General features: G+C 67.0%; 14 protein-coding genes. 8 read left to right on the top strand and 6 right to left on the bottom strand.

Translation table 11 applies throughout. The annotated features are described in order from the left end of the window. Window positions 1-40 precede the first annotated feature (40 nt). Both ACYQ1Z_RS12335 and ACYQ1Z_RS12330 read left to right on the top strand, forming a co-directional pair. Window positions 41-1,303: a hypothetical protein gene (locus ACYQ1Z_RS12335; protein WP_459792830.1), complete on the top strand. Its 1,263-nt coding sequence runs from the start codon at window positions 41-43 to the stop codon at window positions 1,301-1,303. Window positions 1,304-1,538: 235 nt separating this feature from the next. Next, entirely contained in the window at window positions 1,539-1,706 is a 168-nt protein-coding gene (locus ACYQ1Z_RS12330; RefSeq protein WP_083435355.1) for a DUF3117 domain-containing protein, read from the top strand. Window positions 1,707-1,790: 84 nt separating this feature from the next. Here the strand turns inward: ACYQ1Z_RS12330 and ACYQ1Z_RS12325 are convergent, their stop codons facing one another. Next, window positions 1,791-2,423 (bottom strand): O-methyltransferase, encoded by a 633-nt coding sequence (locus ACYQ1Z_RS12325; RefSeq protein WP_459792814.1) that lies wholly within the window; start codon window positions 2,421-2,423, stop codon window positions 1,791-1,793. A 228-nt stretch (window positions 2,424-2,651) separates the two neighbouring features. Here ACYQ1Z_RS12325 and sigE point away from each other — a divergent pair, with 228 nt between their 5' ends. From sigE to ACYQ1Z_RS12310, 3 genes are all read left to right on the top strand, one after another. After that, on the top strand, window positions 2,652-3,266 hold the full coding sequence (gene sigE / locus ACYQ1Z_RS12320) for an RNA polymerase sigma factor SigE (protein ID WP_459792813.1): 615 nt from the start codon (window positions 2,652-2,654) through the stop codon (window positions 3,264-3,266). Between the two features lie 7 nt (window positions 3,267-3,273). After that, on the top strand, window positions 3,274-4,116 hold the full coding sequence (locus tag ACYQ1Z_RS12315) for an anti-sigma factor (RefSeq protein WP_459792812.1): 843 nt from the start codon (window positions 3,274-3,276) through the stop codon (window positions 4,114-4,116). Window positions 4,117-4,182: 66 nt separating this feature from the next. Then, a complete protein-coding gene (locus ACYQ1Z_RS12310; RefSeq protein ID WP_459792811.1) occupies window positions 4,183-4,593 on the top strand; it encodes a Sec-independent protein translocase family protein in 411 nt (136 codons plus the stop codon). A 37-nt stretch (window positions 4,594-4,630) separates the two neighbouring features. Here ACYQ1Z_RS12310 and ACYQ1Z_RS12305 read toward each other — a convergent pair whose 3' ends face one another. The 3 genes from ACYQ1Z_RS12305 to ACYQ1Z_RS12295 are packed head-to-tail and all read right to left on the bottom strand — an operon-like array spanning window position 4,631 to window position 7,797. Continuing rightward, window positions 4,631-5,788, bottom strand: a complete 1,158-nt coding sequence (locus ACYQ1Z_RS12305; protein ID WP_459792810.1) for an Mrp/NBP35 family ATP-binding protein — start codon at window positions 5,786-5,788, stop codon at window positions 4,631-4,633. A gap of 43 nt (window positions 5,789-5,831) precedes the next feature. After that, window positions 5,832-6,530 (bottom strand): DUF1003 domain-containing protein, encoded by a 699-nt coding sequence (locus ACYQ1Z_RS12300; protein ID WP_459792809.1) that lies wholly within the window; start codon window positions 6,528-6,530, stop codon window positions 5,832-5,834. Next, window positions 6,514-7,797: a magnesium transporter MgtE N-terminal domain-containing protein gene (locus tag ACYQ1Z_RS12295; RefSeq protein WP_138136316.1), complete on the bottom strand. Its 1,284-nt coding sequence runs from the start codon at window positions 7,795-7,797 to the stop codon at window positions 6,514-6,516. The genes ACYQ1Z_RS12300 and ACYQ1Z_RS12295 overlap by 17 nt, the downstream gene beginning before the upstream one ends. Before the next feature lie 77 nt (window positions 7,798-7,874). Between ACYQ1Z_RS12295 and ACYQ1Z_RS12290 the strand changes: the two genes are divergently transcribed. After that, window positions 7,875-8,888 carry a YflT domain-containing protein gene (locus ACYQ1Z_RS12290; protein WP_459792808.1) on the top strand — a complete coding sequence of 338 codons (1,014 nt, stop codon included), beginning with the start codon at window positions 7,875-7,877 and terminating at the stop codon, window positions 8,886-8,888. Window positions 8,889-8,953: 65 nt separating this feature from the next. Here ACYQ1Z_RS12290 and ACYQ1Z_RS12285 read toward each other — a convergent pair whose 3' ends face one another. Further along, on the bottom strand, window positions 8,954-10,534 hold the full coding sequence (locus ACYQ1Z_RS12285; protein WP_459792807.1) for an aminopeptidase P family protein: 1,581 nt from the start codon (window positions 10,532-10,534) through the stop codon (window positions 8,954-8,956). Window positions 10,535-10,614: 80 nt separating this feature from the next. On the opposite strand from ACYQ1Z_RS12285, the gene ACYQ1Z_RS12280 reads away from it, so the two are divergent. Next, complete coding sequence (locus tag ACYQ1Z_RS12280; RefSeq protein ID WP_459792806.1) at window positions 10,615-11,463, top strand: PHP domain-containing protein; 849 nt, start codon at window positions 10,615-10,617, stop codon at window positions 11,461-11,463. Between the two features lie 155 nt (window positions 11,464-11,618). After that, window positions 11,619-11,996 (top strand): hypothetical protein, encoded by a 378-nt coding sequence (locus ACYQ1Z_RS12275; RefSeq protein WP_459792805.1) that lies wholly within the window; start codon window positions 11,619-11,621, stop codon window positions 11,994-11,996. A 63-nt stretch (window positions 11,997-12,059) separates the two neighbouring features. Here the strand turns inward: ACYQ1Z_RS12275 and ACYQ1Z_RS12270 are convergent, their stop codons facing one another. Beyond that, window positions 12,060-12,941 carry a DNA-methyltransferase gene (locus tag ACYQ1Z_RS12270; protein WP_459792804.1) on the bottom strand — a complete coding sequence of 294 codons (882 nt, stop codon included), beginning with the start codon at window positions 12,939-12,941 and terminating at the stop codon, window positions 12,060-12,062. Window positions 12,942-13,115 lie beyond the last annotated feature (174 nt).

Below are 13,115 nucleotides of genomic sequence, written 5' to 3'. Positions count from 1 at the left end.
TGCCGGGCCCCAGCGACGCTGCGCCCGGGCCGGGCGCCCAGTGACCACGGTGGAGCGGCGGCGGACTCGATTCGCAACCTCGGCCCAGGCCCTGGCGTCGAGGACCGGTTCAGCCGTGCGGCGCTGGCCGTGGTGGGCGCAGGTCTCCGCCGTCTATCTCGCTGCCCGGGTTGCCAGCGCCTGCATCTTCATGGCGGCCGCCCTCCACCAGGGACCCAACCCCTGGTTCCCGGCCAAACCGGACTACTGGAACTTCATCAATATCTGGGACGCCCGCTGGTACGGCGAAGTGATTGCCAACGGCTACCCAACGGTCCTGCCCACGGACGCGGCCGGCAACGTGCAGGAAAATGCGTGGGCCTTCTACCCCCTCTTTCCCGCGCTTGCGGGAGGCCTCAGCAGCATCACGGGACTGCATCCCGCCGCCTGCCTCACCATTATCGCGATGCTGTCCGGCTGGGGCGCCGCGCTTCTGGCCTACGTCCTTTTCCGGCACTGTGCACCCCACGCTGCGTCGCTGTGGGGCGTCACCTTCGTCTCGACGTTCCCGGTATCGGCCATCCTGCAGGTGCCCTACGCCGAGTCGCTGTCCCTGCTGTTGCTGGCCGCTGCCCTCGTCCTGGTGGTGCGCCGGCAGTACCTGCCGGCCATCCCCGTGGTGGTGCTCCTGTGCCTGTCGCGGCCGGTGGGTGTTCCGTTCGCCCTCATGCTGGGCCTGGTCCTGGTGTACCGCGTGTTCGAACGCTTCCGTGGAGGCGTGGTGGAAGCCCCTGGGGACCGGACGCATTCCCTGGCCGGCCTTGCGGCGCTGACGGGCCTGACGGCCGTTGCGGGCGTGTCGGCGCTTGCGTGGCCTGCCGCGGCGTGGGCGGCGACCGGGGATGTCGAGGCCTACACCAAAACCGAAACCGTCTGGCGGGGCCACGACCTGGTGCCCTTCAAACCGTGGTTCGATACCGGCGTCGACCTTTTCGGTCCGGTGCTGGGGCTTGTGGCGCCCTTCGTCTTTGTAGCCCTTTTCGGCGCAATGCTGTTCCTTCCGCCGGTGGTGCGCCTCGGCGTCGAACTCCGCCTGTGGTGCGCCTGCTACATGGGGTACCTGGTTGCCTTCCTGCACCCGCAGACCAGTACCTTCCGCATGCTTCTTCCGCTGTTTCCGCTGGCGCTTGCGGCGGCGTTGCTGTCCAGGTCGCGGGCTTACCGTGGAACAGTGGTGGTGATGTTCCTGCTGCTCCAGATCGTCTGGATTGTGTGGCTGTGGGCGTGGGCGCAATTGCCGGGCGGTGGTGATTATCCGCCGTAGCCCCCGGAAACTTCCGTGCAGGTCAAAGCGGGAATACCGGCCGGCAGGAAATGTCCATCGATTAGCTACGTACGGGTAATTCCGCGATAATGATAAGTAAGCAAGGACAAAAAGCATTTCAGAATACGCGCAGCCCTGGCGGTGGAAAGAGCCCACTCCACGGCGGCTTGATGGACATGCGGACACAGCCCAACCGGGCTGATCAGTCCTGGGACAAATTGGAGGGGAATTCCTCATGGCGGCGATGAAACCACGCACCGGCGACGGCCCTATGGAAGTCACCAAGGAGGGCCGCAGCCTGATCATGCGTGTCCCGCTCGAAGGCGGCGGGCGCCTTGTGGTCGAACTGAACGCTGCCGAAGCAGCAAACCTTCGGGAATGCCTGGTCGGCGTTACCGAATAATCATGCAGGACAGGGTCCGCGGCGGGAGGCTGCGGACCCTGTCCTTTCTTCCGGGGTCCCGGTCCTGCGCGGCGGGCCCCTGGCCTATTTCTTCACAGCAACCAGCAGGCCGTCCCCGGTGGGAAGCATGGCCGAAGCCAGCCTGTCGTCGTCGCGGATCGCCTTGCCGACCTGGCGAAGGATCACCGTCGTGGCCTCGCGGCCGGCAGGGTTGGCCACCTTGTCTTTGTCCAGGGCGTCGTTGATGATCAGCAGGCCACCCCGCTTCAGGAGGCGGATGGCCTGATCCACGTAGCCGGGCAGGCCGGGCTTGTCCGCGTCGATGAACACCAGGTCATAGGCGGCGTCCGTCAGGCGCGGCAGGACGTCACCGGCGCGGCCGGAGATGGTTCGGGTGCGGTTGGCCGGGCTGCCTGCCTCAGCGAAAGCCTCCCGGGCGGCCTTGAGGTGTTCGACGTCGACGTCAATGGTGGTGAGCACTGCCTGCCGTCCGAGGCCGCGCAGGAGGCAGACGCCCGACACCCCGGCCCCGGTGCCGATTTCGACGGCGGTCTGCGCTTTTGACGCCGCCGCCAGCACGGTGAGGACTGCCCCGACGCCGGGACCGATCGGAGTCACACCGAGTTCGAATGAGCGTTCCCGTGCCCGAAGCATGACCTCGTCCTCAGCGGGCAGATCTTCTGCATAGGACCAGCTGGTGGACTTGTCGGCGCTCATGAATATTCGCTTTCTGGGCGTAAGGGGGATTGTCTTCTACAGCCTACTGTGTCCGGGCGGACCGGAAGCGGAAGCGGGCTCTTGCGCCCACGGCTGAACTTTCCCGCAGTCAGGAAATTCCCAGCCAAGTTTGAAATGATAATTATCCGCTCATCCAAAAGGTGATCGGCGCCGAACCAGAGATGTCAACAGTATCCGGGCGTTAGCATTCCACGAGGGGAGTGGACGATGTCATCTTCAGTTGTGGCACCTGTCCCTGCAACAAATAATCCCGACGCCGAGTGGGTCCGCCCCACCTGGGAAGAAGTAGTCACCAACCACTCGGCAAAGGTCTACCGGCTGGCGTACCGCCTGACGGGCAACAAGTTCGACGCCGAGGACCTCACCCAGGAAGTATTCGTCCGTGTCTTCCGTTCGCTGGAGAACTTCAAGCCGGGGACGCTGGATGGCTGGCTGCACCGGATCACCACCAACCTGTTCCTGGACCAGGCGCGCCGCAAGACCCGCATCCGCTTCGATGCCCTGGCGGAGGACGCCGAGTCGCGGCTGCCCGGCCGCGAGCCGGGTCCGGAACAGAGCTTTGAGCTTAACAACCTGGACCTCGATGTCCAGGCTGCGCTGGAGGAGCTCCCGCCGGACTTCCGCGCCGCCGTCGTTTTGTGCGACCTTGAGGGGCTGTCCTACGACGAAGTGGCCGAGGCCCTGGGCGTGAAGCTTGGCACCGTGCGCTCGCGCATCCACCGTGGCCGCACGATGCTCCGCGAGAAGCTCGCCCACCGGGACCCGCGTCCGCAGCAGTCCCGCCGCAAGCTGGCCATGCCCCGCATCGCCGGTATCCTCTGATCGGCGCATGAGGTTCCCCTTCCGCAGCAGGCACCAGAAAACGCCCGGACACCTTTCGGCGTGCCACCAATGCTCTTCCGCCCTTCGCCGGGAACGCCAATACCTGGAACGGCTCCGTGATGCCCCGATTCCGGCGGCCAGTGACGACCTGACGGCCCGGCTGCTTGCGCATACCTCGCACCTGGCTGCCTTGCCGGCTGCCCCTGCCGCGACTCCACCCGCGCACCGGAGCGCACTCCGGGTTTTTGCCCTGGCGGCCGGCAGCACTGTTGCAGCCACGGGTGTGCTGGTGGCCGGTGTCTACGCCGCCGCCGGCGATCCGGCCACAGGCGTGGCGGCGGACGCTTCCGCTGCGTTCTCCCAGGTGTCCGCCCAGACCCCCGCTGACGGCCGTGCCCTGACCGCGGAACAGGTTGGCGGGCTGCGGGCGGAAGGGTGGGCCTGCCCCGAACTCGAAGCCATGGGATTCCACCTTGAGTCGGCCAGGGCCATGGTTATCGACGGGCAGCCGGCAGTCCTCCTGCGGCTCACCGACGGCTCCCACTACGCGACCGTCACCGAGCAGCATCCGGCCGGCCAGGCACAGGCCGGCGGCGTCCAGCTGGATGGCACGTCCCCGTGGTCTGCCATCTACCGGGCACCGGGCAGGACCTTTACGTACGTGTCAGACCTGCCCTCCGACCGCGCGGACGACGCCCTGCCGATCCTGCAGCGGCTGGGCAGCCAGGCTGCTGCCGGGCTGTCCGCGGGAGTAGTGCACGGGGACGATCCTGCCGGGTCCGGGGAGGCCCTGGGAACGCGGCTGCAGCGCGGAATCAACAACATCGTTGCCCTTTTTACCCGGACATGACCGTGGCCGCGGCCCCTGCCGGACGGGAATCGTCACCGGCCGCCCGGAGAGGGTAATCTTCCTAAAGTGTTTGGAATCAACGGCCCGGAGTTTTTCCTTCTGCTGATCATCGGCGTCCTGGTGATCGGTCCCCAGCGGCTGCCCGAATACACCCAGAAGCTGGCCAACCTGGTGAAGGAAGTCCGGCGCATGGCGTCGGGCGCCCGGGAACAGATCAAGGAAGAAGTCGGGATCGACATCGACGATGTCGACTGGAAGAAATACGATCCCCGCCAGTACGATCCCCGGCGCATCATCAAGGAAGCGCTGCTGGACGACGATTCCAAGCCCGTCAGCGCAGGCGCCCCCGCCGCCGTCGCCGCGGTCTCCGGAGCGGCTGCCATCACCGCTGCGAACCCCGCGCCGGCCCGCCCGGAGCGGGTGGTCCAGACGCTCCCGCCCGGCGAGGCCGCCCCATACGACACCGAGGCCACCTGAGGCTTGCGGACAGGGCCTTAGCGCCTTTGCCGGGTGGTCAGCGCGGCTGCAGCCCCAGCTTCATCCCAGCCAGGCCCCTCGGCACGGCAGCCAGCCGGCCCGCGATTCCTGACAGAGCGGCCGCGGCCGGTGTGCCGGGCTGGCCGACCACGATGGGAACGCCGTGGTCCCCGCCTTCCCGGAGCTGGATATCCAACGGAATCTGTCCCAGCAGTGGGACTTCCGCACCTACCGTGGCGGACAACCTGCTGGTGAGCACCGCCCCGCCGCCGCTGCCGAACAGTTCCATTCGGCCGCCGTCGGGCATTTCCAGGAAGGACATGTTCTCGATAACGCCTGCCACCTTCTGGCCCGTCTGCGTGGCGATGGCACCGGCACGTTCGGCAACGTCCGCCGCGGCCGCCTGCGGGGTGGTGACCACCAGGATCTCTGCCTTGGGCAGCAACTGCGCAACAGAAATTGCGATATCCCCGGTGCCCGGCGGAAGGTCCAGGAACAGGGCATCGAGGTCGCCGAAGTAGACGTCCGTGAGGAACTGCTCCAAGGCGCGGTGCAGCATCGGCCCACGCCAGGCCACGGGCTGGTTGCCGGTGACGAACATGCCGATGGAGATGACCTTCACGCCGTAGGCGACCGGCGGCAGGATCAGGTCGTCCACCCGGGTCGGCGCTTGCGTGATCCCCATCAGGGCGGGAACGGAAAACCCGTAAACGTCAGCGTCCACAATGCCCACCCGCAGCCCCTGCGCGGCCAGGGCGCAGGCAAGGTTCACGGTGACCGAGGATTTGCCGACGCCGCCCTTGCCGCTGGCCACGGCGAAGACCTTGGTCAGCGAACCGGGCTGGTTGAACGGGATGCCGCGCCGGCCGCCGGCGCCCCTGAGCTTTTCCTTGAGCGCGTCCCGCTGGGCCTGGTCCATCACCTTCAGCTCAACCTCGACGGCGGTGACGCCCGGCACCGCGGCCAGGGCCTTTTCGGAATCGGCGGTGATGGTATCCCGGAGCGGGCAGCCCGCAATCGTGAGCAGGACCGCCAGGGTAACCTTGCCGCCGCCGGAGATGCTGACCGACTCCACCATCCCCAGCTCGGTGATGGGGCGCCGCAGCTCCGGGTCGATCACGGTGGCGAGGGCCTCGTCAACGGCCCTGGCCAGGGCAGCGTCACGGGAAGGGGTTGCATCCAAAGGGGCGCTCATGAAGTGGTACTGCTTTCAGGAAAAGGCCGGGGCAGGCGTGGGTTCATTTGTCCTGGGCGGAGTGTCCGGGCTTGACCCGGGGGATCTGCTGGGTGCGCGGGTTCCGCTGCCGGTCCCGCTGTTCACGCAGCTTGTCCTTCACCTTGTCCCGCGGCGACTCGTGGCTGCCGGGGCCGGACGGGTCATGGGTGCGGAGTTCTTCCTGGGCTTCCAGGAGGTCCTCCAGCAAGGACCGCAGCTCGGCGCGGACGTAGTCGCGGGTGGCCACCTCACGCAGCGCGATGCGCAGCGACGCCAGTTCACGGGTGAGGTACTCGGTGTCGGAAAGGTTCCGTTCGGCACGCTGGCGGTCCTGCTGCAGCGAGACCCGGTCCCGGTCGTCCTGGCGGTTCTGGGCCAGCAGCAGCAGCGGGGCCGCGTAGGAGGCCTGCAGCGAGAGCATCAGTGTCAGCAGGGTGAAGCCGAGGTCCTTGGAATCGAACTGCCATTCCGCCGGAGCCCAGGTGTTCCATGCCAGCCAGAAAATGCAGAACACAGTCATGTACAGCAGGAACTGTGGAGTGCCCATGAAGCGGGCAAAGCCTTCGGTGGCGTGGCCGAACGCGTCCGGATCCGGGGAAAGCTTGGGCAGGATCCGCTGGCGTCCGCTCAGGGGCGTGTCCAGGCTCCCCTTGGCGGCAGCCCTGCCCTGGTTCCGCTGGCCGGGGTTCTTGGGAGCACTGTTGTCAGCCAATCCGGCCACCGAGCTTTCTTATCGGGGCTTCGCCGTCATGGGCGCGCCAGTCATCCGGCAGGAGGTGGTCGAGGACGTCGTCAACAGTCACCGCCCCCACCAGCCGGCCGGTGTCGTTGACCACCGGGAGGGAGTTCAGGTTGTACGTGGCAAGGGTCCGTGCCACCTCGCTGATGTGGGCCTGGTCGGACAGCGGCTCAAGGTTCTTGTCCACCAGGTTGCCCAGCGGCTCGAACGGCGGGAACCGCAGCAACTGCTGGATGTGCACCACGCCGAGGAACCGGCCGGTGGGGGTTTCCAGCGGCGGCCGGGCAATGAAAATCGCGGAAGCCAGTGCCGGGGAGAGTTCCTCCCGGCGGACGTGCGCCAGGGCCTCGGCAACGGTGGCTTCCGGGGGCAGGATGACCGGCACCGGCGTCATGAGGCCGCCCGCGGTGTCCTCGTCGTATTCCAGGAGGCGGCGAACGTCCTCGGCGCCTTCAGGCTCCATCAACTGGAGCAGCTCTTCAGCCTGCGCGGACGGCAGCTCGCCCAGGAGGTCGGCGGCGTCGTCCGGGTCCATCTCCTCCAGGACGTCGGCGGCGCGCTGCACGTCCAGGGCGGAGAGAATCTCCACCTGGTCGTCCTCGGGGAGTTCCTGGAGGACGTCGGCCAGCCTTTCGTCCTGCAGCTCACTGGCGACCTCGAAGCGGCGTTTGTCGCTCATCTCCTGCAGCGCCTCGGCAAAGTCAGCGGGCTTGAGGTCCTCGTGGTTGGCGACGAACTGGGTGGCTGCCTGCGGCTCGGTCCGCGGACCCTGCAGGGCATCTGCCCAGTCGATGATCAGGGTTTCGTTACGGCGCAGCCGGCTCAAGGGGGACAGGGAGTGGCCGCGACGGACGAAGAGCTTGCTGACGAACCAGTCGCGCGAGCGGTGCTGGTCCATGGCGATGTCCTCGATGGTGGCGTCCCCGCTGCCGTCGCGCAGGGTCACCCGCCGGTCGAACATCTCCGCGACCACCAGCGTTTCGGCGCCGCGCTGCTCAAAGCGGCGCAGGTTCACCAGCCCGGTGCAGATGATCTGGGTCTGGTCGATCGAGGTGATGCGTGTCATGGGCACAAAAACGCGCTTCTTCCCGGGCACTTCCACCACGATGCCCACCACATGCGGGGCACCCTGGGTTCCACGGGAGAGCACAACAACATCACGCAGCCGGCCCAGCCGGTCGCCCAGCGGGTCGAAGACGTCGAGTCCCAGCAGGCGCGCCACAAAGACGCGGGTAGGTGTTGTACTCACCCCTACAGGCTACCGAGTCTGCTCTCTTTTAGCTGAATTCCCAGGCAGCATCCATGGTCATGGGCAAGAATGGGGGTATGGCAAACATTTTTGGTGCTCCCAGGTCAGGTGGACCCAGCGGCATGGACGAAGCCAGGGCCGTTCCCACTGGTGACACCGTCGGCTCCTACACCTCCTACCTTGATGCCCAGAAAGCGGTGGACTACCTCGCGGACCAGCAGTTCCCGGTGCAGATGGTCTCCATCGTCGGGAACGAGCTGAAGATGGTGGAACGGGTCACGGGGCGCCTGAGCTACCCCCGGGTGGCATTGTCGGGGGCGCTGAGCGGCATGTGGTTCGGACTCTTTGTCGGCGTGATGCTGTCCTTCTTCGCGCCGTCGCCGGGGTACTTCTCCATCCTCACCTCCGTGCTGATGGGCGCGGCGTTCTTCATGCTCTTCGGGATCGTCACCTACGCCATGCAGCGCGGCAAGCGGGACTTCACATCCACCAGCCAGGTGGTGGCCACGACCTACGACGTCGTTGTGTCGCCGGAAGCCGCGCATGAGGCCCGGCGGCTCCTGCAGCAGTTGCCGATGTCCCGCTCCGATGCGGCCGCGGGCAACGGCCCGTACACCCAGCGGGACTACTACAACCAGCCATACCAGAACAACCAGCCCCACCAGCAGCCGGGGCAGGGCCCGGCCCGCCCCTCCGGCTGGCATGACCCGTACGGCCAATCCACCGGTGCGCCGGCCCAGGACCCCGGTTACCAGGCTGGGGACGGGCAGCAGCAGGGCCGGCAGCACGGAGACCAGGCGTACGACGGCGGCCCCCATACGGAGCAGCCTCCGGCGCCTGCGCGCCCGGTCCGCTATCCGGACCTGCCGGACGGACGTCCGCAGTACGGCGTGCGCCTGCCGCAGGCACCGGCGGGGGAACCGGGGCAGCAGCAGGGCGAACAGCGCGGAGTTGCCCAGGACCCGCTGCAGCGGGGCCCCGTGCAGGATAAAAGAGGGCAGGATGACAGCGAACCGCATGAACCCGTCCAGCAGTCCGGTGACACCGGGCACGGTGGCAACGGCCAGCGCCCTGCCGACCCCCGCCCGTAACAGCCCAAAGCACAAGCGGGGCCACCGGATTACCGGTGGCCCCGCTTTTGTGCCTGCGGTAGGAGTTACTGTGCGGCGTCCGCCTCGCGGTAGATGCCGGCCATCCAGTCCTCCACGTCCTCGGCCTTGCGCGGCAGGGCTGCGCTGAGGTTGACCGGGCCGTCGGCGGTCATCAGCACGTCGTCTTCGATCCGGACGCCAATGCCGCGGTATTCCTCCGGGATGGCGAGGTCCTCGGCCTTGAAGTACAGGCCGGGTTCGATGGTGAACACCATGCCTTCGGTGAGGATTCCGTCCAGGTAGAGTTCCCGCTTGGCCTGCGCGCAGTCATGGACGTCCAGGCCCAGGTGGTGGCTGGTGCCGTGCGGCATCCAGCGGCGGTGCTGCTGGCCTTCCTGGCTGACGGCTTCCTCCACGCTGACGGGCAGGAGGCCCCATTCGAAGAGCCGCTCGGCGAGGACGGTGGTGGCGGCGGTGTGGATGTCCCGGAACTTGGCGCCGGGCCGTGCCGCGGCGAATCCGGCGTCTGCAGCATCGAGCACGGCCTGGTAAACCTTGCGCTGGACCTCGCTGAAGACACCGTTGGCCGGCAGTGTCCGGGTGATGTCAGCGGTGTACAGCGAATCAGCTTCCACGCCGGCATCCAGCAGCAGCAGTTCACCGGCGTTGACCTTGCCGGTGTTCCGGGTCCAGTGCAGCACCGTGGCATTGTTGCCGGAGGCGGCGATGGTGTCATACCCCAGTTCGTTGCCAACCTCGCGGGCGCGGGCGAAGAACGCGCCTTCCACAACCCGCTCGCCCCGGGCATGGGTGAGTGCCCGCGGAAGGACCTTCACCACCTCTTCGAACCCTTCAACGGTGGAGGCCACCGCGATCTTCATCTGCTCAATCTCCCACTCATCTTTGAGCAGGCGCAGCTCGGAGAGGGCCTCGCTAAGCTTCTCGTCCAGGGCGTCGAAGACGCCCAGGTCCAGGTTTTCGGGGTCCCGTGCGGTGTTGTAGCGCGCGGTGTCCACGAGGGCGTCAATGTTTTCGTCCACCTTGCGGACCAGGCGGATGGAGATCCCGCCGATCTCCGGTGCGCCCACATCCTTGGTGATGGCCGTTTCCAGCTGGTCGATGTGGGCTGTCGCCAGGCCAAGGCGCGCTTCGAACTCGGCCAGCGTGGGACGGGCGCCGATCCAGAACTCGCCGGACCGGGCGTCGGCGTAGAACTGTTCGGTGTCCCTGCCGGCCAGCGGGCGGAAGTACAGCGTGGCATGGTGGTGGCTGCCGTCGTCGCCCTTTCCTTCTGCCACCGGCTCGAGGATCAGGACCGCGTCCGGCTCATGGTCCAGGCCGAGGCCGGTGAGATGGGCGAATGCGGAGTGCGGGCGGAACCGGTAGTCGCAGTCGTTCGAACGGACCTTCAACGGGCCGGCGGGGAGGACCAGGCGTTCGCCCTTGAACAGGGCGGAGATGGCCTTGCGCCGGTTCGCGGCGTAGCCGGCCACATCGTCACGGCCAGGGAGCTCCTGGCTGGACGGTGCCCAGTTGCTGGCCATGAAGGCCTTGAAAGCGTCGGAACTGGGCCGCTGCGAGCGGTTGTTGACGCGCTCCTCCAGCGGTTGGGAAGCAGAATTCAGGGTGTTGTCGGCATGGTTCACGGCACCATCGTCTCACCACGTTCCCGGCGATGCGAACGGGCTTCGGGGCCGCTGATGCCCGGGTCAACTAGGCTGGACAGGTGAGGATCGACCTGCATGCGCACTCCAACGTCTCAGACGGCACGGAAAAACCAGCCGATGTGATGGCGTCTGCCGCCCGCGCCGGTCTGGACGTGATAGCCCTGACCGACCACGACTCCACGGACGGCTGGGAGGCCGCAACTGTGGGGGCGCTGGAGCACGGCGTGGCCCTGGTGCCCGGCATGGAGGTTTCCTGCCGCACGGAGGAAGGCATCAGCGTCCACCTCCTCAGCTACCTCCACGATCCCGCCCACCCCGGGCTGCTGGAGGAAATCACAAAAGCCAAGGATGCCCGGCTCACCCGTGCGGAGCGAATGGTCACGCTCCTCGCCGAGGACTACCCCCTGACCTGGGACGACGTCATCCACCATGTGGCTCCGGGGGCGACGCTCGGCCGTCCGCACATCGCTGATGCGCTGGTGGCTGCTGGTGTTGTAGAGGACCGCTCCGAGGCCTTTTCGTCCATCCTGACCTCCCGCTCCCGGTACTTCATCCCGCACTACGCACCCCACCCGGCAGTCGCCGTCGAACTGGTCCGGGCGGCGGGCGGCGTCCCCGTCTTTGCGCACCCGGTGGCGTCGGCGCGCGGCAGGATCGTGGGGGAGCGCACGTACCGGGAGATGATCGACGCCGGGCTGGCCGGCCTTGAGATTGACCACCGGGACAACCCGGACGAAGGGCGCGCTTTCCTGCGCCGGCTCGCCGCCAAGCACGACCTGCTGGTCACGGGATCTTCCGACTACCACGGCACCGGCAAGCCCAACCTGCTGGGGGAGAACCTCACCGCGCCGGAAATCCTGGCCCGGATCGAGGAGTTGGGGACTGGGACCGCCGTCGTCCGTCCGTAGTACCGGGCTCCCGCCCGGGCAACCCGCAAGATTTACTCAAGCGTCTTGTCTAACCCTCTGCCGTCGTCCAGTCTTGCTGTGCCGGGGAAGGCGCGGTTTGCACCGCTGTAGGTCTCATCGTCAAGCATCATTCCTTGTCCTGGACGGAGAGAAACATGATTCGCAAAACACTGGCAGCGGCGGGCCTTGCTGCAGCCTTTACTTTCGTTCCCGCAGCGGCACACGCCCTCGACTGCGTGAACGTCAGCAGGCCGCCGGCCGCGTGCGGCATTGAATGTTCCGACGGCCCAGTCCTGCAGGGCAACTGGGCCTGGCTGCCCAGTGTGTTTCCCGGTGCACCGGAAGCTTGGGTCTTTGTTCCGCCCGGAACCGTTAAGGACTTTGGCCTGGCGGGGGAGAACGGCAACTTCCAGAACGGGGAAGGCTATGCGCTCCTGGTCAACGCCATCTGTGATTCACAGGGGTCCGTGCAGGTGAAACGGCAGACCGAACACGGGATCCAGCTGATGGAAGGCTGCACGCCCGGGCACTAGCGGGACCGCGGCAGGAGGGTTCATCACGCCGGTGCGATGGACCCTCCTGCCTGCCGGTGCCGGTCAGGACACCTTGTTGGCGTGGTAGGACGTCAGGGTTGCATGGGTGCCCAGCCGCTTGGCCATGATCTCCACGGCCGGCTGGTTCTGGTCCACGCAGACAAACTTCCGCCCCAGCTTGGCGGCCACCGCGCCCAGCGTCCCGGAACCGGCGAAGAAGTCGAGGCACCAGTCCCCGGGCCGGCTTGACGCAGATACAATCCGGCGCACCAGGCCCTCAGGTTTCTGGGTGGGATAGCCGGTTTTTTCCTTGCCCGTCGGGGAAACGATGGTGTGCCACCACACGTCCGTGGGCAGCTTGCCCAGTTCGCGTTTTGCCGGTGTCACCAGCCCGGGCGCCATGTAGGGCTCCCGGTCCACCTCGGCGTTGTCGAAGTGGTATTTCGCCGGGTTCTTCACGTACACCAGGATGTTGTCGTGTTTGGTGGGCCAGCGGTTCCGGGCGCGGGCACCGTAGTCGTAGGCCCAGATAATTTCGTTGAGGAAGCACTCGCGGCCGAAGATGGCATCCAGCATCACCTTGGCATAGTGCACTTCCCGGTAGTCCAGGTGAAGGTACAGCGTCCCGTCGTCCGCCAACAGGCGCCATGCCTCCACCAGCCGGGGCTCCAGGAATGACCAGTAGTCGCTGAAGGCGTCGTCGTAGCGGTGCAGGGCGCCCTTAATGGTGTCGTAGGAGCGGCCCTTGAAGCCCACCCGGTCGCCGCTGCCTTCGGCGTTGGCCACCATCCTGGTTTCCTGCCGCCGCTGCGGCCTGCCCGTGTTGAAGGGCGGGTCCACATAAATCAGTGTGAAGGCGCCGTCCGGCAGCGTGGGGAGGTACTCCGCGTTGTCGGCGTGCACCACCAGGCTGCCGCCGTCCGGCGCCCAAACAGTGTCAGTCATGGGGGCAGTTAGCCCTCGCTGGCGCCAGGCTGTGCTGCCCTGTCCGTGCCGGAGACCACTTCGCCGTTGCGGCGGCGGGTCCTGGTCCGGTTCCGGCGCGCACGGCTCGGCTGCTCGCCGTCGGTGCCCGCTGCCGGCTGCTCGCCGGCGGAAGCGGCCGGCGCGGCAGAATCG

It is taken from the genome of Arthrobacter sp. AD-310, from assembly GCF_054656615.1.
Note: the sequence above shows the minus strand (reverse complement) of the source record. Positions and strands in the feature narration are given on the sequence as shown.